The organism is Desulfosporosinus hippei DSM 8344, from assembly GCF_900100785.1.
Lineage (GTDB): Bacteria > Bacillota > Desulfitobacteriia > Desulfitobacteriales > Desulfitobacteriaceae > Desulfosporosinus > Desulfosporosinus hippei.
Map to the genome: position 1 here is coordinate 44,092 of NZ_FNCP01000010.1, position 19,712 is coordinate 63,803.

Annotated in this window: 18 protein-coding genes; 2 read left to right on the top strand and 16 right to left on the bottom strand. The window is 40.6% G+C overall.

Translation table 11 applies throughout. The features are described 5' to 3' along the window. Window positions 1-84: 84 nt before the first annotated feature. From pyk to BLS16_RS24560, 7 genes are all read right to left on the bottom strand, one after another. Window positions 85-1,815 (bottom strand): pyruvate kinase, encoded by a 1,731-nt coding sequence (gene pyk, locus BLS16_RS10330; protein WP_092332965.1) that lies wholly within the window; start codon window positions 1,813-1,815, stop codon window positions 85-87. A gap of 16 nt (window positions 1,816-1,831) precedes the next feature. After that, a complete protein-coding gene (gene gap / locus BLS16_RS10335; protein ID WP_092332967.1) occupies window positions 1,832-2,842 on the bottom strand; it encodes a type I glyceraldehyde-3-phosphate dehydrogenase in 1,011 nt (336 codons plus the stop codon). A gap of 626 nt (window positions 2,843-3,468) precedes the next feature. Then, entirely contained in the window at window positions 3,469-5,511 is a 2,043-nt protein-coding gene (locus tag BLS16_RS10340) for a heterodisulfide reductase-related iron-sulfur binding cluster (protein WP_092332969.1), read from the bottom strand. 69 nt (window positions 5,512-5,580) lie between these two features. Continuing rightward, on the bottom strand, window positions 5,581-6,570 hold the full coding sequence (locus BLS16_RS10345; RefSeq protein ID WP_092332971.1) for an electron transfer flavoprotein subunit alpha/FixB family protein: 990 nt from the start codon (window positions 6,568-6,570) through the stop codon (window positions 5,581-5,583). 13 nt (window positions 6,571-6,583) lie between these two features. Then, the gene (locus BLS16_RS10350) at window positions 6,584-7,351 is read right to left on the bottom strand and encodes an electron transfer flavoprotein subunit beta/FixA family protein (protein WP_092332973.1); all 768 of its coding nucleotides are present in this window, start codon (window positions 7,349-7,351) and stop codon (window positions 6,584-6,586) included. A 26-nt stretch (window positions 7,352-7,377) separates the two neighbouring features. Then, window positions 7,378-7,527, bottom strand: a complete 150-nt coding sequence (locus BLS16_RS23575; RefSeq protein WP_176786128.1) for a hypothetical protein — start codon at window positions 7,525-7,527, stop codon at window positions 7,378-7,380. 528 nt (window positions 7,528-8,055) lie between these two features. Next, on the bottom strand, window positions 8,056-8,184 hold the full coding sequence (locus BLS16_RS24560; RefSeq protein WP_282433732.1) for a hypothetical protein: 129 nt from the start codon (window positions 8,182-8,184) through the stop codon (window positions 8,056-8,058). Window positions 8,185-8,377: 193 nt separating this feature from the next. Here BLS16_RS24560 and BLS16_RS10355 point away from each other — a divergent pair, with 193 nt between their 5' ends. Then, on the top strand, window positions 8,378-9,094 hold the full coding sequence (locus BLS16_RS10355) for a Crp/Fnr family transcriptional regulator (RefSeq protein WP_092332975.1): 717 nt from the start codon (window positions 8,378-8,380) through the stop codon (window positions 9,092-9,094). Here the strand turns inward: BLS16_RS10355 and BLS16_RS10360 are convergent. From BLS16_RS10360 to BLS16_RS10400, 9 genes are all read right to left on the bottom strand, one after another. Continuing rightward, a complete protein-coding gene (locus BLS16_RS10360) occupies window positions 9,027-9,689 on the bottom strand; it encodes a 4Fe-4S dicluster domain-containing protein (protein ID WP_242876255.1) in 663 nt (220 codons plus the stop codon). The two genes, BLS16_RS10355 and BLS16_RS10360, sit on opposite strands and share 68 nt — an antisense overlap. A 165-nt stretch (window positions 9,690-9,854) precedes the next feature. Next, window positions 9,855-10,514 (bottom strand): phosphate signaling complex protein PhoU, encoded by a 660-nt coding sequence (phoU, locus tag BLS16_RS10365; RefSeq protein WP_092332977.1) that lies wholly within the window; start codon window positions 10,512-10,514, stop codon window positions 9,855-9,857. A 117-nt stretch (window positions 10,515-10,631) separates the two neighbouring features. Then, complete coding sequence (gene pstB, locus BLS16_RS10370; protein ID WP_092332979.1) at window positions 10,632-11,384, bottom strand: phosphate ABC transporter ATP-binding protein PstB; 753 nt, start codon at window positions 11,382-11,384, stop codon at window positions 10,632-10,634. 32 nt (window positions 11,385-11,416) lie between these two features. Then, on the bottom strand, window positions 11,417-12,262 hold the full coding sequence (gene pstA / locus BLS16_RS10375; protein ID WP_092332981.1) for a phosphate ABC transporter permease PstA: 846 nt from the start codon (window positions 12,260-12,262) through the stop codon (window positions 11,417-11,419). Beyond that, the gene (pstC, locus tag BLS16_RS10380; protein ID WP_092332983.1) at window positions 12,259-13,143 is read right to left on the bottom strand and encodes a phosphate ABC transporter permease subunit PstC; all 885 of its coding nucleotides are present in this window, start codon (window positions 13,141-13,143) and stop codon (window positions 12,259-12,261) included. The genes pstA and pstC overlap by 4 nt, the downstream gene beginning before the upstream one ends. 275 nt (window positions 13,144-13,418) lie before the next feature. Further along, window positions 13,419-14,297: a phosphate ABC transporter substrate-binding protein gene (locus tag BLS16_RS10385; RefSeq protein WP_092332985.1), complete on the bottom strand. Its 879-nt coding sequence runs from the start codon at window positions 14,295-14,297 to the stop codon at window positions 13,419-13,421. 95 nt (window positions 14,298-14,392) lie between these two features. Continuing rightward, a complete protein-coding gene (locus BLS16_RS10390; protein WP_092332987.1) occupies window positions 14,393-15,085 on the bottom strand; it encodes a response regulator transcription factor in 693 nt (230 codons plus the stop codon). 150 nt (window positions 15,086-15,235) lie between these two features. Beyond that, entirely contained in the window at window positions 15,236-16,387 is a 1,152-nt protein-coding gene (locus BLS16_RS10395; protein WP_092332989.1) for an MGDG synthase family glycosyltransferase, read from the bottom strand. Window positions 16,388-16,449: 62 nt separating this feature from the next. Then, window positions 16,450-17,205 carry a zinc dependent phospholipase C family protein gene (locus BLS16_RS10400; protein WP_345788525.1) on the bottom strand — a complete coding sequence of 252 codons (756 nt, stop codon included), beginning with the start codon at window positions 17,203-17,205 and terminating at the stop codon, window positions 16,450-16,452. A 348-nt stretch (window positions 17,206-17,553) separates the two neighbouring features. Between BLS16_RS10400 and BLS16_RS10405 the strand changes: the two genes are divergently transcribed. After that, complete coding sequence (locus BLS16_RS10405; protein WP_092332993.1) at window positions 17,554-19,707, top strand: GGDEF domain-containing protein; 2,154 nt, start codon at window positions 17,554-17,556, stop codon at window positions 19,705-19,707. Window positions 19,708-19,712 lie beyond the last annotated feature (5 nt).

A 19,712-nucleotide genomic window follows, 5' to 3' on the forward strand; every position in this document is an offset into this window, starting at 1 on the left:
TTCTAAGGTTATGCCCGGCCTTAATTATTTTAAGTAGGCGATGGATTTTCAAATTAGATATGAAGGGTTAATACTGATACTGGGTTATAAAATACTAACTGACCCCTCATACATCATTCCAGTTAAGGCATCAACAGTCAAGGTTTGACCATCTTCAACCTTAGAAAAGGCACCCCCGGCACCAACAATCGTCGGAATTCCATATTGTAACCCGGTTATGGCTGCATGAGATGTTAAGCCTGCTTCTTCAACGACTAAGGCACCAGCCCGGGAGATTAAGGGTACGAATTGTGCATCCGTTGATTCCGCAATTAATACTTCCCCATCATTGAAAACCGCTTGTTCAGGATCTTGGACTTTACGGGCTATACCTGAATAGGATTTACGCCCAATCCCAATTCCCTTAGACAAAATATTACCCATTATTTGAACCTTAATCATATTTGTTGACCCGACTTTGCCAATTGGCACCCCGGCAGTTATTACGACAACATCACCGGCCTGGATGAGGCTTCTATTTAACGATGTGTTAACAGTTACTGCCAACATTTCATCCGTTCCGGGACTTTCCGGAACAATAATGGGTTGTACACCCCATAGAAGGGAAAGCTTTCTTGCGGTATTGTCAAAAGGGGTTGCCGCAATAATCATAGCCATCGGTCTGTATTTGGAAATCATACGTGCAGTTAAGCCTGAATGGGTAGGAGTGAGAATTGCAGCCGCCTTGACATCTTTGGCAATTGTGTAGCTGGCAAAGCTGATTGCTTCTGCAACATTGGCAGAATGCCGAGATGCTTGATCATTCTTACAAGTTTTTTCAGTTCTCTGAGCAATCTTGTCCATCATTTTGACCGCTTCAATTGGAAATAACCCCGCTGCTGTTTCACCTGAGAGCATAATTGCGTCCGTACCATCCAGAATGGCATTAGCCACATCACTGGCTTCTGCTCGTGTAGGCCTTGGTTGACGTATCATGGAATCTAACATTTGGGTTGCTACAATAACAGGTTTACCTAACAAATTGCACTTACGAATCATTTCCTTTTGTCTGATTGGAACTTCTTCGACCGGGATTTCTACCCCCAGATCTCCCCGAGCAACCATAAGCCCATCAGCAACCTCGAGAATATCATCTAAATTCTTGATTCCTTCTTGACTCTCGATCTTGGCAATAATGTGGACATCGGCACCCATTTCTTCCACTACTCTGCGGACATCAAGGATATTTATAGCCTTACGAGTAAAAGATGCAGCAATGAAGTCGATTCCTTGGGAGATGCCAAAGCGTATATCCTCAATATCCTTTTCAGTAACTGCTGGTAAATCAATCAGTGCATTCGGTGCATTCACACCTTTTTGAGACTTTAAAACCCCTCCGTTGCGAACAATTGTCCGAATAATATTCTCTTCTGTGGAAGTCACTTTAAGGTCTATCTGTCCATCGTCGATAAGAATGTGACTACCGGGCTCAATTTTACGCCATAAATTGGTATAAGTAATTCCTACCCGCTGCAGATTACCAAGGCTTAGATCTGTGTCTAAGATAAACTCCGTTCCATTGTTAAGGGTAATACCACCCTCAGGAACTTTTCCTGTTCGTACCTCAGGCCCTTTAGTATCAAGAAGTATTCCTAAATGTTTCCCAAACTTGGCAGCTTCCCTTCTTAAAATCTCAATTCTTCTGCCATGTTCTTCGTGGGTTCCATGGGAAAAATTCAGGCGTGCAACATCCATACCAGCGGCAAGCAGTTCCTGAACCTTCTCCGGAGATTCACTTGCCGGACCAATGGTACAAACAATTTTTGTCCTTCTCATATATTTCTCCTTCAAGTTATAAACCTTTTGTGACTATGAGTTTAACTAAATCCAAAACCCTGTTTGAATAACCCCATTCATTATCATACCAAGCTAGGATTTTAGCCATCCGATCCCCAATCATCATGGTCGATAAACCATCGACAATGGAACTGGCAGGGTTGCCATTAAAATCGTGAGAAACCAAAGGTAATTCTGTGTATTCCAGATACCCTTTCATCCTGCCAGTAGCTGCTTGCCTCAAGACATTATTTATATCTTCCCGATTTGTTGGCTTACTTAGCGAAACGACAAGATCAACTAAAGAGACGTTTGGAGTTGGAACTCGAACAGCCAGCCCTTTCATCTTGCCTTCTAGTTCGGGTATCACTAGGGAAACAGCTTTAGCTGCACCTGTTGTAGTAGGTATTATGGACTGATAGGCAGCTCTTGATCTGCGCCAGTCTTTGTGTTCCAAGTCTAATATCCGTTGATCATTCGTAACTGAATGAGTAGTCGTCATTAATCCTTGTTCAATACCAAATTCATCAAGTAAAACTTTGGCAACCGGCGCCAGACAATTTGTAGTACAGGAAGCATTAGAAATTATATGATGTTTCTCTGGAATATAGAGATTTTCATTGACTCCCATTACAATCGTAATATCCTCGTCTTTTGCCGGCGCTGAGATAATTACTTTCTTAGCTCCTGCAGTAAGATGCTGGGACGCATCGTCACGTTTAGTAAATCTTCCGGTGGATTCAATCACAATATCTACACCCAGTTTACTCCAGGGCAGATCTAAGGGATTCCTTTCGGCGAATATTTGAATTTCTTTTCCGTCTATGACCATTTTTTGGTTATTGATTTCTACATCCTTCTCCAGGACACCATGAACTGAATCGTACTTGAATAAATGAGCCAATAAATCCGGACTACCTAGATCATTGATGGCAACAATCTCGAATGGAAATGTTTTTTCAAGTGATGCTCGAAGTGTAAGTCTGCCAATTCGACCAAAACCATTAATCCCAACTTTTATACTCATACTAATTCCCTCCTCATGTTACCTTAAAGTACCTTCGCAATTAAAATTATTGCTTCTTTGAAATGTCTATTCTGTAGACAATCCAAAATCCCTGCTTTTCTTTTTGGAATACTTTACATATTTTTGCTTAAAAGAATAGTATTTGCCTCTAGATGGTAATATTTTCTGATTATGTAACTATAATTTATGATTCCCTAAAAAGAAAAAAACTTGCAACAATTTGGTATAAAGTTTTTGTGTAATAAATTCATAATGAAGTATATTATTCAAACTTTATATATTATTATTATCTCTTTCAGGCCTGTTCCAATATACAGTTCCTTCCACCTAGGGGTATTCACCTAGTAATTTATCCTGGGCCTAAGGTAGCAGGAATTTAGTATTTTTCGGCTTATCAGGGATAAAATAACAGTATCCTGGCAGATTTGAAACTGGGTCTGCTTCTCCTAAGCTTAAAACACTTCTCCAACTAATTGTATTCTTAGTGCTTTAATGTTATATTAAAAAACCAACTGATTTTAGCTCAGTTGGTTTTTTATATTTAGTCTTAATTAAATTATTTATTTTGTTTTAATTATTTAAACTTCATTGCACTATTAAAATTATTCTGAATATTTAAGTCAAATTTATAGGGCTTTTCCCAGTATTTCCGCTACATCTAATGCCTTTAGCTTTTCTCCAACTTCACGGGCCGCTATACCATCATTAATCATGGTTAGACAGAAGGGGCATGCAGTACCAACATAATCGGATTTAACTGCAATAGCTTCATCAGTCCGCATTTCATTAATTCGTTGACCTTCATGCTCTTCAAGCCACATACGGCCTCCGCCGGCACCACAACAGAAACTCTTCTCACCAGTGTGTGACATCTCTCTAAGACTCAAGCCTACTGCCTTAAGCAGTTCACGAGGCTGTTCATAGATCTCATTATACCGACCAAGGTAACAAGAATCGTGGTAAGTAACCGATTTTCTATCCGAGTTTGTTAGCTTAAGCTTGCCGGACTTGACTAGATCTAAGAGGAATACTGTATGGTGAATCACCTCGAAGTCTCCGCCAAGTTGTGGGTATTCGTTCTTTAAGAAGTTGTAGCAGTGTGGGCATTGGGTAACAATTTTCTTCACTCCATAGCCCTTCATAACTTCAATGTTTTCTGTGGCTAATGAATAGAATAAATATTCGTTTCCTAACTTACGAGCGGAGTCACCACAGCACTTCTCTTCATTTCCCAGTATTGCAAAGTGAACGCCTGCAGCTTGAAATAACTTAACAAGGGCAGCAGAAACTCTTTGATTACGAGCATCGAATGCTCCAGAGCAACCAGGCCAATATAGATACTCAGCGTTAGGATCTTCTTCATAAGTTTTAACTCCCAGCCCTGTAAGAAAATCCGCCCGAGTAGTCCAACCGATGCCCCAAGGGTTACCGTTATTCTCCATGTTGCGAAAAGCCAATTGAGCTTCAGCTGGGAAGCGTGTCTCCATGAGTACGAGATTCCGACGCATATCGATGGTCTTGTCGACGTGCTCTATGAATACCGGACATTGCTGCTCACAAGAACGACACGTAGTACAAGCCCATAAGTCTTCTTCAGGAATGACTTCACCAATTAACGCCCGACCAGTCCATTCTTCAATCTCTTCAGCTTCGCTTGCCGCAGCAGCTTCTTCATCAGCGGCTTGAACTAATACTTTACTCTTAGCTTGGAGTGCCTCACCCATTTCCTCCATGAGAACTCGCATATCCTGAATAATTCCTTTTGGATTCAAATGTTTGCCGCTTAAGTAGGCTGGACAGTTATCCTGGCAGCGTCCACAGCGCAAACATACATCTGTATTAAATAATGTCTTCCAGGAAAACTCGCGTAACTGGCTTTTTCCAAATGTTTCCAGGCTCTCATCTTCAAAGTCAATTGGCTCAGGAATACCTATCGGTCCTCGATTGCGGAAGAACTGATTTAGCGGGCCGAGTAAGACATGGAATAGCTTGGAATAGGGGAAATATGCTATGAAAGCCATGGCAAGGAAAAGATGGAACCACCAAAGGAAGACGTGCAAGGACAAGATTTGCGCTTCATTGAGCAATGCTTGGATTGGAATAGACATCCATTGCCCGACAAATGCATAGGCTGCCCAAGGATCTGGCAATACAGCAATACGTGCTCCCTGAATGATGAACCCTGTCAAAAGGATTGCAAATAATAAAGCCAGGGTGATGCCGTCATCCGCCTTATTATCTAAACGATCCGGTCGCTGAATATATCTTCGGTAAGCAGCGATGATTATGCCTATTAAGGCAGCGAGTCCAAACAAGTTGGCAGTAACCTTAATAAATAGATATAGCCAACCATGGAATAGATCAATGGAAAAATCTGCTTTGAGAGTGATGATGGCAGTTGCAAAAGCTAGGAATAAAAATCCGTAGAATATACCCGCATGCATCATTCCCGGGAAAATGTCTTTGAAAATCCGTTTATGAGCAAAGGTATAAACGAGTACATCTTTGATCCCCGGCCAAATGTCTTTCCAACGATTTTCGGGCTGTCCTAATTTCCAAAGCTTAACACGCTTATATACTCCATAAGCAAAGATAGCAAGTGCAATGATAAAGAATAAGTAAAGCCAATGATGTCCTTCAATATTCCAGTACACTTCACGTGTTGCCATTCTTTCCTCTCCTTACCTATTAAGGAAGCGCCTGGTTAGGCGCTTCACTTAAGTATTCTGTATTCAGTTTTATTCGTTGACAAGCTTTTTGAACTCTTCAGTTAGCAAGGGAACTACTTCAAAAAGGTCTCCAACAATACCATAGTCAGCTACATTGAAGATGTTAGCTTCCGGATCTTTGTTAATGGCCACAATGAATTTTGAGGAGCCCATACCTGCTAAGTGTTGGATTGCTCCAGAAATTCCGCAAGCAATATAGAGGGTTGGGGCAACTGTTTTTCCTGTTTGTCCAACCTGGAATTTATGCTCTTTCCAACCTGAATCAACTGCAGCACGTGAAGCTCCTACAGCCGCACCAATTACATCAGCCAAGTCTTCGAGAATGCTGTAATTCTCTGGGCCTTTCATACCCCGTCCACCAGATACAATGATGTTAGCCTCTGTAAGCTCTGGGCGTTTGGAAGCAGCGATAGCGACTTCCTTAAGAATTGCCGTTAAATCAGCTTGATCAATATCAGCAGCTTCTTTAACAACTTCAGCCTGACGAGCAGCATCCGGAGGTGTTACAGGGAATGTATTAGGACGAATCGTAGCCATAATTGGGCGAACGTTGGAAGTGAGATGAGCAAATGCTTTACCGGCGTAAATCGGACGTTTAAATGTTAAGAAGTTAGCGGAGTCAATTTCCATGCCTGTGCAGTCTGATGCTAAGCCAATTCCAAGACGTTGGGCCAAGCGTGGAGCAAGATCTTTACCAGCAGCAGTATTTCCGAGTAAAACAGCCTGGGGCTCTTCTTTACGAATGATCTTATTAAGCACAGAGGTATAGGCACCTGTGGAGTATTCTGCTAACTTAGCATCATCGATAACTATTACTTTGTCAGCACCACTAGCGGCAAGAGTTGGCGCAAGTTCATCAATGCCTTGACCAAGCACAACAGCTACTACTGACTCACCAGTTTGGTCTGCGATTTTACGGGCTTCACTAAGTAGTTCTAACGAAACTTTACGAACTTGCAGATTGCGTTGTTCAACAATAATCATAATTCCTTTAGCCATTTTAATTCCTCCTTTACAGAACCTTAGCTTCTTCACGCAAGAGTTTTGCTAATTCACTGGCAGCTTGTGCAGGTTCACCATCAATTTTGCGCCCTGCTTTACGAGGTGTAGGTAAACTATATTGATTAATAACCATTTTCAAATCTCCAGCGCTAAAACCAAGATCTGCAAGGGTTAAGCTTTTTAATGGTTTCTTCTTAGCTTTCATGATACCGGCTACGGATGGATAGCGAGGATCATTTAAACCTTTTTGGGCCGTAAATACTGCAGGGAAGCTAACTTCGATTAATTCAGTCCCGCCGTCAATTTCACGAGTTGCAGTGGCTTGGGTTCCGGCAACTTCTAGTTTAATAACACTGCTGACTGAAGGGATGCTTAACGCCTCTGCTAAACGAACAGCAATTTGACTTGCACCATCATCAATAGCAATACGTCCGGCTAAAATTACATCATGAGGAATATCGGCAACAACCTTAGCTAGTATTTGAGCTCTGCCGAATTCATCGGTATTCTCTAGTCCAGGATCGCTTACCAATACACCTTTGTCTGCACCCATTGCCAAAGCAGTACGGACTGCTTCTTGAGCACGTGAACCCCCCATGCTTACAACGGTCACTTCGCCGCCGTTCTTCTCCTTAAGTCTGATTCCTTCTTCAATGGCATATTCATCGTATGGGTTAATAATTAAATTAACCCCATTGGCATCGATTTTACCGCTAGCATCTAGTACGATTTTAGCCTCAGTATCGAATGTTTGTTTGATAAAAACGACAATATTCACACTGTTTCCCCCTTACTGCAACAAAATTAATCCTTTGAGAATATGACTTTTGATAATAATACCTTAAGACCGACAGATTCCTTAATCGACGAGGTAAGAGCATCATAATAGGATAACTTCGTCTCTGGTTCATAAAGCCCTTCTCCAGTAGACACCATAACAGTATTTCTTTTCATAACACCCCCTATAAAGCGTGAGAAGGAATTTATTTTCCAAACACAATATTATAACTCTGAGTAGACAAAAAGCTAAGCAGAGTTCCCAGCAAAATCCTAGATGCAGCTCACTAAATAAGATTTGTTTCACATAACCAAATTAATAGATTTACAATTAAGCCAATTACTAGAAATCAAAGTAACAAAATGCACAATCTATACTATTCTTCTCACAAATTAAGACTAGCATTGAGCGTTGAATAAGTCAATATGGCCATAATTAAGAAATTATATAGCAAACTTTTCCTTTTGCTTCCCCAAAATATTGCCAATCGGCCCTTGTTTATTTAGAATGACTATTTATCTAATACACCGGATATTATGATATGCAAATATTTATGTAATTCAGATTATTCGACTAATAAAAGAAATATCCTTCTTTACAGTCAATATTATTTCGAATTGATACATTATCAAATGTTATATCAAAATTTAATATTTTAGAGGAGTAGGCTGTAATACCTGCTCCTCACCTGATTTTTTTATTCTTTAAAACGAGTTTTTTGTGGGCAGCGGCTGTTGAATATTTCGTTCTTTATGCGTGTCATACTCTTGATAATGAGGATCTCTAACTGTAACTGATGCTTTGGCTCTTGATACTTTTTTGCGTGTTCCCATTGCCATCCATCCTTTCCAATAAGTAATCCAATCGAAGCTTAAAGTTAGCTTTCCCTACTAGAAAAACGGATATCCCACATTACTTTTGTAAAATAGTGTAAGCATGCCAATACTTTTCAAGAAATATCTCAAACTTAGGTAGCTAATGTTATAATGTATCTGAAAGATAACTTTTATAAGGTTTGGTGATAAGATGATCAACGATCAGCAACTACAGGATCTTTTATCTAAAGGATTTTTTTCAGGTAAAATGACACCTGAATTTATTAATTTTTGTCTCTCTCATGGAAGAATCCGACGTTATGCCTCTAAACAATATCTGTATTTTTCAGGAGATGAAGGTACTACTCTTTATTTTTTAATTAATGGTCGAGTCAGACTCTATTTAATGAGCGAATATACCGAAAAAATAATCCGGGTACTTAATGCTCCAGCTTTTTTTCCGGAGATTATTCTCGACGGTAAACCTTACCCCCATTCAGCTCTTTGCATAGAGGAGACAGAAGTATTGACAATTGATCGGCTAACATTTATGCGTTTTATAGAGAGTAATCCATCGTTAATTTGGTTATTGTATGATGATCTTGCTCTTGATTTACGACGTTCCTACCGACAAATTAGAAATCTATCCCTTGGGGATGCCCGCCTGCGCCTGGCTGCAAAGCTTTTTGCTCTTGCCCATGTACACGGTCAAAAAACAAAGAGCGGAGTTATGATTACCATACCTCTATCTGCCACAGAGCTTGCCGGCATGTGTAGTTTGGCTCGTGAATCTGTCAGTCGGATTTTAACGGAGTTAAAAGAAGTAAAAATCATTGAGATCAAGAAAAAAAACATAACAATTATGGATATGGAAAATCTTCGAATCTGGATACACGAGCGGGCTTCTCGCTCTCGAACTCTAGATTAAGCTGGATTTTCTGCTCAACAAAATGGGTAAACCTTTCTAGGGGGCCTCCATTATTAAGATAGTCTTGAATAGTCTCTATTACCCAGGCAATTACCTCTTCATCTGTTTTAGCTTGTTTAACGAAAGATGCAAAACGGGGATGTCGGCCCATTCTTCCACCTATGCGCAAGTTCCAGCCACTTTCCCCTGCTGCTAGTGTACCTGAAGGGCAAACACTCAAACAATTTCCACAAGAGAGGCATTTCGATTTATCAATGACAACTACTCCATTTTTCTCTATGGTAATCGCATTTTCCAAGCATGATCTAACACAAGCATGGCAGGCTATGCAGGGATCATCTGTAGTTTGGGGAGTGACATATCCAGAAATGCTAAAGTCTTTAATATCTGGTCGGGAGCAGCCATTTGGACAACCAGCCAAACATATTTTAAGCAGATGATGGTGATTAACCTGTCCGAACTTTTTTTGAAGAGTTTCCTCAATATTCAAAGCCGCTAAATTTGATGGTAATTCCTCTAAAAGCTCCCTCCATTCTCGGGTTGCTTTCGGACAATTTTGTCGGCAGTGCTCAATAATAAACCCCGGTTGTTTCATTTATATTCCCCCAGAATTAATTATGCTTGTATTTATAGCCTTCTGGGGTAGTTTAACAAATATGCAATCTATTAAGTGTGGTTTCAATCACAATGGGAACTATTGGATATAAAGATATCCCTATGGCTAAATAATCTTGGCCATAGGGATATCTTTATGTTGTTTCTATTCGTTAAGATCCATCCTCTTACCATTACATATATAAACAATCTCTTCGGCTATATTCGTACAATAATCTCCCAGTCGTTCCAAGAAACGGCTGGCAAACAGCAGATAATTGGCCTGTGACACATTATTAGGGTTTTCCATCATAATGGTTTTTAGTTCCCCAAAAACACCGGAATAAATCTTGTCAATCTCATCATCCATTAAGGACATTTCTGCAGCTGCGCCACAATCCTCGTCTACGTATGCCTTTAGACCAATTCTAATCATTTCTTGCACAATTCCACTCATTCGCGGAATGTCTACCAATGGTTTGATTAACTTTTCATGACCTATTCTGATGGACACTTTAGCTAGGTCAACAGCCAGGTCCCCCATTCTCTCAAGGTATATGGATATTTTGAAACCAGCTACTAGTTTGCGTAAATCACGAGCAAAGGGCTGCTGCGTTGCGATTAGGAGAATACATGTTTCTTCAATGTCTGCTCGCAAATCATTCAGTTCCAAATCTTTCACGACGATGGAATTAGCTAACTCTAGATCCTGGTTCATTAAAGAATTGACTGCAAGTGCTATTTGTTGTTCGGCCATCTTTCCCAGGGTTAAAATTTTTAGGCGCAGATCTTCTAGTTCATGATCAAATTTCTGGCGAGTAGGCATTTGTAGTCCTCCTCCCTTGCTTTTATTTCTCTAATTATACAACAATTTATATAGTATTAGGTACCAAAAAGTGCAGTGACCCCGTTCAGTCAAAACGGAACATTGAGTTGGAAAATATCAACCAAATCGTCCGGATATATAATCCTCTGTTTTCTTCTTTGCCGGTCGAGTAAAGAGTACACTTGTTATATCTTCCTCGATTAAATCACCGCTTAAGAAAAAGGCGGTTCTGTCCGAAACTCGGGAAGCTTGATGCATATTGTGAGTCACAATGATAATTGTATACTTGTCTTTCAGTTCTGCAATTAATTCCTCAATCTTCATCGTCGAAATTGGATCAAGGGCAGAGGTCGGTTCATCCATCAGCAGAATTTCAGGCCCCACTGCCAATAAGCGTGCAATGCAAAGTCTTTGTTGCTGACCACCGGAAAGTCCTAAAGCGGATTCATGTAAGCGATCTTTCACCTCGTTCCACAAAGCGGCATCTTTCAAACTGGTTTCAACGATTTCACTTAATTTCTTCTTGTCAGTTTCTCCGTGAATTCGTGGGCCATAGGCCACATTTTCAAAGACTGATTTTGGGAAAGGATTAGGATGCTGGAATACCATTCCTACCTTCTTCCTAAGTAAAACCACATCAGTGTCAGCTGCATAAATGTCCTGCCCATCGATCTTAACCTGACCTATGATTTTTACACCCGGTGTCAAATCTTGCATTCGGTTAAGCGTCCGTAAAAAGGTTGACTTTCCACAGCCGGAAGGACCAATAAGAGCAGTCACACTTCTCTCTTTCATAGCTATGCTGATACTATTTAAGGCCTGCTGTTCCCCGTAAAAAAGGTCGAGTTCCTTAACCACGATCTTATCCATATTATTTCTCCTCTATCTTTATATCCAGGGTATTACCCCCTATGTTTCCCTTGAAGTCGATATTGCAGCCAACGACTTGGTAATGATAAACAAATGTTAAAGACGATGACCATGAGGATTAACAGAGCGGCGGTTCCATCTGCAATCTGGTCAGAATTTGTGCCTGGTAAAGGATTTGACTTTACCGCAAATAAATGAACGGCCAGTGTCTCTCCCGCGGCTAGAGGGTTAACGTCAAAGAGGATTCGGGAGACATTCATTCCTGCAGTGAAGATCAGTATTGCTGTTTCCCCAAGTGCTCTGCCTGCAACTAGGGTTATTCCGGTAATCAGCCCAGGAAGAGCTGTCGGCAGAATAACCTTGCGCAAAGTTTGCCACATGGTTGCCCCTAAGGCTAAACTTGCTTCTCGATAACTTCTGGGTACTGCCCGTAAGGATTCTTCTGTAACCCGCACTAAGATCGGCAAATTGAGTAACGCCAGAGTAGCAGATCCTCCTAAGATAGTGAATCCCAAGCCAAACATATTGACAAAGACAATCATACCAAAGAGACCGAAGACTATAGATGGTACACTGGCTAAACTCTCTGTACTTAGGCGAATGAGGTCAGTAAACCTATTCTGAGGTGCGTATTCAGCCATGTAAATTCCAGCACCTAAACCAATCGGAAGGGAAAATATTAAGGACAGAAATAAAATATAGAAGGAATTAAATAATTGCCCCCTGACCCCATCTGAACCACTAAAGAACTCAGCCGTCAGGTATGGTAGACCACGACCTAAAATTAGAGTTAAAAAAGCAACTAATAGTGCAAGGATGGCAATAGCGCCAATCCAAAGCAGAATGCTGGCAAATCGGTTTGCTTGATGAGCTTTCAACGGACTGCCCCCTTTCGCGAGGCTGTTCTAACTAGAATAATCATAATCAACGCAATAACTAAAAGAATAAATGCCATCATAAATAAGCCATTATTCCAAGTTGATCCATAAGGTGTATTGCCCATTTCCATAACAATATTACTCGTCAAGGTTGAGGTAGGGCTTCCTAAAGAGTCTGGGAATCTTGGAGAATTACCAATAACCATCTGAACTGCCATGGTTTCCCCGATGGCTCTGGCCATGGCTAAAATAATCGCTGTTAATATCCCAGGAGAAGCAGCCGGCACAAGAATACGCCAAATGGTTTGCCAGCGTGTGGCCCCTAGAGCTAAGGATGCTTCTTTATAAGATCCGGGCAATGAACGCAAGGCATCTTCCGAAAGACTAATAACTGTTGGCAAGATCATTATAGCTAAGACAATACCTGCCGCCAACATACCATAACCGGTGGAAGAGTTAGTGATTTTGCGTGTAAAGCCTACTATCACCGTAATCCCCACGTAGCCATAGACTACAGAAGGGATCCCTGCAAATAAATCAGTGGCAGGGCGCATTATAGCCCTTACCCAGGGAGGAGCAATTTCTGCTAAAAAAACGGCTCCTGCCAGCCCTAATGGACCACCAAGCAAAATGGCAATTAGAGTAGTACCAATTGATCCTGCAATAAAAGTCAGTGCCCCGTATTGACCGGAATCCGGACTCCATTTACTGCTTGTGAAAAATTCAAGAAAGCTGACTTCTCGAAAGGTAGATAAACCCTGCATCCCAACAAACCAAATAATACATAAAATGATTAAAGATACTAGGACTGCACTGCTGATAAATAAGTAACGTGCTAAGCGGTCATTATAATATACCCATGACTTCGTAGGTTGAGGCAACCTGTACACCTCCAGATCTCTCTAAATTTAATGCTGGCTCTGCTATTGAGTCACTAGATTTCCTTGCTATAAGTTTACCTCATGTGTGTAAACTATAAATTAAGGGAATGTAAAGTTCAGGTTAACAATCCGACAAATATCCTTCCAATTTCACTTGTCTGTTAAGCTTAAGGATTGACGACACAAATTAGGGGCAAGAAATTTCTTGCCCCTAATTTAAGGATATGGATAAATAATTTTTTAAGAATCGTGCTTTAAGATTACAATGATCTAATTTATTTTTTCATTTTACTAACAGGTATAAATCCTGCCTTCTCTACATTCTTTTCTTGAAATTCTGTACTCAGAATATAATCCAGGAAAAGTTTGACGGTACCGGTAGGTTCCCCTTTAGTGTACATATGCTCATAAGAGTAAATTGGATACTGGCCGTTAATGACAGTTTCCGGGCTGTATGCTACACCATTAAACTTCAAAGCCTTAACTGTGTCTTTCAAGTAGGCAGCATCGACATAGCCTATGGCCCCAGGAGTTTGAGCGACACCAGTTAGTAGATTACCCGTTGAATCTTGAGCAGCTGCTGCATCAGTCATTTTTTTGCCATCCATTACAATCTTTTCAATATTTAAACGAGTTCCAGAAGATGCAGCACGACCAATAATTGAGATTTTAGCATCTTTACCGCCGACGTCTTTCCAGTTGGTGACTTTACCGGTAAATATATCTGCCGCTTGTTCTTTCGTCAAACTATCAACGGTAACATCCTTATTAACAATTAACAAGAAGGGAGCTACGCATACTTGATGATCCACTAATCCTGCACTTTTAAGTTCATCAGGGCTCACAACATCAGAGTTTCCGATCTCAATGGACCCGCTCGCTACATTGTTTAAACCTGTCATGGATCCACCACCGCTAAGGTTCACTTGAACGCCGGCATTTTTAGCCATGAAATCATCGGCTGCCAACTTAACGAGTGGTTGAAGAGCAGTTGAGCCTGCAGCAGATATGGTTTTCTTGTCAATTGTTGTTGTGTTGGTAGATGGTGCAGGAGTTGTAGTCGTTGGTGCAGCAGTCTGTCCACATCCCACCAGAGCGAGCATGGCTATTAGAGTAGTACTTACAAGTGCGATTTTCGATTTAGATTTAAACAATTTTATTTCCTCCCTTTATTTACTCAAGTACAAGATGATTATAATTGACGATTGTAAAGTGTTAATGAATACAATGTAAAGTTTGAGTTAAAAATTCAGTGCTTACGTCGGTGGGTGAATGTATATCCAACTCCACGAACGGAATCGAGAACCGGTCCTAAGGCCTTTAATTTATTTCTGAGGTGACTGATATGCACATCTAGTGCTCTGGTTCCGGAGCCGGAAAGGTTGCCCCAAACCTTTTGAATTAAATATTCTCGACTAAATACTTGGTAGGGATTTGACACGAAGAGAACAAGTAATTCAAATTCTTTTACTGTTAAGTTCAAAGGCTGTTCAGATAATCTTACAGAATAATTTTCTTTCCTAATCTCAAGTTCTCCCCACCTCAACAGGCTTTCTTGGGGATCAGCTTTACGGTGAACTTCTCTGAGTCTGGCTTTAATCCTAGCCAACAATTCTCGAGGACTAAAGGGTTTTGTTAAGTAATCATCCGCCCCTAGCTCAAGTCCGATTATTTTGTCTGTAATATCATCATTTACACTCAGCATTATTATTGGAATAGCTTGGGTATCTTCTAAGGAACGCAAGGTTTTAATGACATCAAATCCACTTATCAATGGAAGAGCTAAATCAAGAATAATAAGTTCAGGTCGGTTACTTCTGGCAAATTCGATGCCCAGTTCACCATCAGCGGAATTAAATACTGTAAACCCTTCAATTTCTAAGCTGGTTTTAATGACTTCTTGAATTTGCCTATCGTCTTCAATGACTAGAATACTGGCCATAAGAAAACTCCCCTCAATAAGGTCCCCCCTTTACTCGGTTCGCAACGTTGTTTTCGATACTCTTATCATAATTGACAAATGTAAAGTCTTAATGAACTGAAAGTAAAGTTCCCGTTAAATATTCTCCTCTTTAGGTAAACTGTTGACTTTTTAAGAAATCATCCTCTTCTTACGGGTACTTAGGATTAATTTAAACATAGCATTAACAGTCCCTTCCGTAGATCGGCCTGTTAATGCTATAGCTGCCTTTTCTCGCAGCTTGGTAATTTCCTGAGGATTTGTTAAATAGTACGTGATGAGCTGATGCAGATCTTGTTCACTATTAGCTACATTTCCAGCTCCTAGACGCTGTACAAAATCCGCATTTGCTTCCTCCTGACCCGGTAGTGCTCTGTAGATTAAGAGTGGCAAGTTTTTGCTAAGGGCCTCGGTAACTGTCAGTCCTCCGGCCTTCGTTATGAGTAACGAAGCAATTGACATTAGATCTTCCACATTATGAACGTAGGCCATCCTTAGAATAGGATTACGGGAGTGTTCAACTAACTCGTCTAAGGCATGAAAGAGTTGCCTGTTTTTGCCGCATACAATAATGGTCTGAACAGAAACATGAGAATTTGCCAGGCTTTCACAAATCCTTTTTATTCCTTTTGCCTCTTCATATGCCCCTCCCATCAGTAAAAATATGGGTAGCTTCGGATTTAAACCAAGTTTGTTAATGATGGTTTCCTTATCTTTGTCTAAATTGAACTTTGGACTAATCGGAATCCCAGTTGTAAAAATTTTCTCTGGTTTTATTCCCCAAGCTATCAGATTTTCCTTAACTTCATCACAAGCTGCCACATACCCATCCACACCCGGGTGTACCCAGTGACTGTGCACTGTATAATCCGTAATGATTGTGATCAGTGGTATATGCAGAATCTGTTCGATTCTGAGTTGAGCTAATATCGAAGAAACCGTTGGGTATGTGCAAACAATCAGATCAGGAGCAAATGACTGAATATATCTAAGAAATTCTTTCCGTCCTAACTGGTTTAAGAAACGTTGAGCAAGCGAATCAGGCTGAAATTGAGAAGTTTTATAATAGAACTTCCCCCAGAGTTTTGGGGTGTGTTTAACCATCTCCATATAAAGGTTTTTGGCCATACTATTAAACCGTTTACTAAGAAAATCACCAAAATCCAGATGATTGATGATGGCTTCAGGTTCCTTAATAAGTATTTCTTCAATGACTGCTTCTGCAGCTCGGTAATGACCATTGCCAAATCCAGCAGAAAATATAAGAATTCTCGAATGCTTCACAATTTATCCCACCTTCAATAATTACTCTTGCTTTCTTGGAAATAAGCGGTTTAAGTATGATCTCAACAATGATCACGAGCATCATTTCGTAATCGTCTGTCGTCGAATAACTTGACAGCAAACTCTAAAAATCCTGCTGTGGTGGAAATTGTCAAAGGGATTAGGACTTTTGAAGCTTTCTCGTAGCTTTCTTCTGAACACCCATCCTTTTGGGAAACCAAACTGAACAAGGGGAGTGATTGTTGCGCATTGTAGTCAATCCATTGAGCGGGGTGAGAAAAGGGCAGATACCTGCCACACTCGACAGGAAACCTGCTCCAATTTTGAGAGGCCCATGTTTCAAACTCCTTATGTCCGTCAAAAAGTATGCCCAGGGAATGGTGAGGTACGCACATGTCCTGCACTAGGTGTAGGGCTGCGCCAAAAAAGAACATTCCTTTGGCAATATCTCTAGGCACAAAGCTAATGGCTTTATTGAAATAGTATTGGCACTCCGCAGTCGCATCAGGCCACCCTGAGATTCCTTGCTTGTTTGGACGACTGTAAAAATGATTAATATTTTTCCAACCGCGATCAGCCCAATATAACCCCCCGGTAAGCTCGGTGTGATAGAGTTCAAATAAACTTGCCGTCAATTCTTTACCATCAGACTTCAATACTCTATAGGCTGCCTCAAGACAATGCACATGGGTTACACCGGGGGCGTCCAGAAAATATTGCAAGGGAATTGTTGGAGCAAGTAGGATTTTCGTCATTCTGCTAAGTGTTTGACCAATAATCCGTTCATACATATCAAATAACCTCTCCTTCTTGTTCATAGTAGAAATGCAGATTAAAGAAGCAATTATTCATTTTCTGATCTGAGATCAATTTTACGTCATGAGTGTAAAGAATATATTATTCCTTGGTTAAAATTCCATAGGATTTGTTAAATTTGAGTTATTTCCTCAAGATATACTGAGGATCTTACCAGAATAAGATAAAAACCGGAAACGGTTACTCTTCAACTAATCATAAACTAGTTAAGAATGCATATAGAGGATATATTTAACACTAAATTAATATTCAGTTCATCAAACCTTTACAATAAGACATTATTATTTAGTAAGGATATTTATAAATCATGCTCATATTAAGCAAGTGTTTGAATAAAAAGGAGTTTTCTAATGTTTAAGTCGGTAGATATGAGCCAACGAAAACTATGCCGTCTTTTAAGAGAAGACAAAACGATCTGGGTCTTATACCTGGATATTGTTAAATTTCAGGAGGTGGAATTTCGCTACGGCTATAAAATCTGCAGACAAATCCTCGACGAAATTGAGCGTGAAATCAATCAAACGATTAAACAGCAACGTAACCTCTACCTGTTTTCTCATTTCGAATCCCGTGGCGGGGACGATTTTGTCGTATATTTCGTACCTGGCAAGAACATTTCCTGGAATATTACAGAAGTTATAGAAAAATGGATAACTCCTCTGGAAGCAAGGTTTAACCATCGAATACGGAAATTAGTTAATGAGAAAATAAGTCTTCGCTCCGGACTCGCTCAGTGCAGCAATGAACCTACTCGTAGTCCCGATTATTTACTTTATGCTGCCGTAAAAGAAGCTTTTCTGCTTAATAAATCAGAGCCTGATCCAAATTTTTTTGCCCGCCGTCAAGAAATTGCCTACTTAATCGATGATCCGGGTAAACACTTGAAGGCAGCTTTTCAACCTATCATTGATGCGCGAAGTGGAGAAGTCTTCGGATTTGAAGCACTAGCTCGTATCCCTAACTCTACTTGCTTCAACAATATTGCCGACCTCTTCCCGTTTGCAGAAAAGATCGGTCTCCTCTATCCCATCGAAACACTTTGCCGCCGCCAAGCCATTACATCCTTCCCCCAAATTTCTCTGAATAAAGAACGTCTCTTTCTCAACATCAACCCTCTCGTACTTATTGATGCGGAATTCGGCTCGGGAAACACGAGAAAGCTACTCAATGAAAAAGGTTTAACTCCTTCGGACGTTGTCTTGGAAATCACCGAGAGAAGCTCCATCGAGGACTATTCTACCTTTCGGGATGCCTTAGACCATTATCGAAATCAAGGATATTTAATTGCCCTCGATGATGTGGGTGCCGGCTACTCATCATTGCAATCTGTCGCAGAACTTCACCCTGATTATCTTAAAATTGACCGCTCTTTGATCAAAGGTGTAAATGCCGATCCGATTAAATGGGCCTTATTGGAGACATTTGTAACTTTTTCTAAGCGCATAGGATGCCGCATCATCGCCGAAGGCGTAGAAACTGAAGAAGAAATGCGTACGGTTGTTCAATTAGGGGTGGATTACATACAAGGATTCTACATAGCAAAGCCTAGCTTTGAACGACCTATCCTCAATCCGCTTAAAGAAATATTAAGTCCGACACTTCGCCATAAATCTATCGAACAAAGCTCAATCCTTTCCATGGTCGAACCCTTACCTCTTTTCACTGTCCATACCCTGGTCAAAGAAGTTGAAGCCTATTTTCGTGAACATCCTCATCTCTGGTTAGTAGGGATTATTGAAGACTCTCGTTTAGTTGGCGTCATGCAGCGGGATAGGCTATTTGCTGCTTTGGGTACTCGTTACGGTGTTACACTTTATTTAGAACGAACTGTAACAATTCTGATGGATACCAATCCTTTAATTGTAGAAGACACCACTCCCTTAGAAGTGGTGTCTAGTCTAGCTATGCAACGTTCAGGTTCACAGCTATATGACGGGATCATTGTTGCTAATCAACGTAAGCCAGTAGGTATGGTCTCAGTAGCCAATTTAATTAAAACAATGGCCGAGCGACAAATTCAAATTGCCAAAGGAGCTAACCCTTTAACCGGATTACCCGGTAATCTTCTTATCGATCAGGAAATTAGACAACACTTAGATCGCAAGTCGACTTTTGGCCTAATTTATGTAGATCTTAATAAATTTAAATATTACAACGATAAGTATGGCTTTCAGCAAGGTGATGTAGCTATCAAAGTATTAAGTGAGGTTTTGGTTAATGCATCTCAAAATCTTGCCGAGGATTCCTTTATCGGTCATATCGGCGGCGATGATTTTATTGTTATCTCTTCACCTTCAGGTCTGGAACAGTTAGCAAAAGAAATCCTCCATCAATTTGAACAATCTTGCCTGCTGATGACTGGATCAGAGTATTTAAGTGTTGCGTTAGCTGGTCTCATCATAAATACAGACCATAGCTGGACACCCTTACTCGTTTCTGAAAGGGCCGCTCAGATCAAGAAAGAAGTAAAGGCAATAGGAGGAAACTCTTATATATTGCGCTAGGGGGA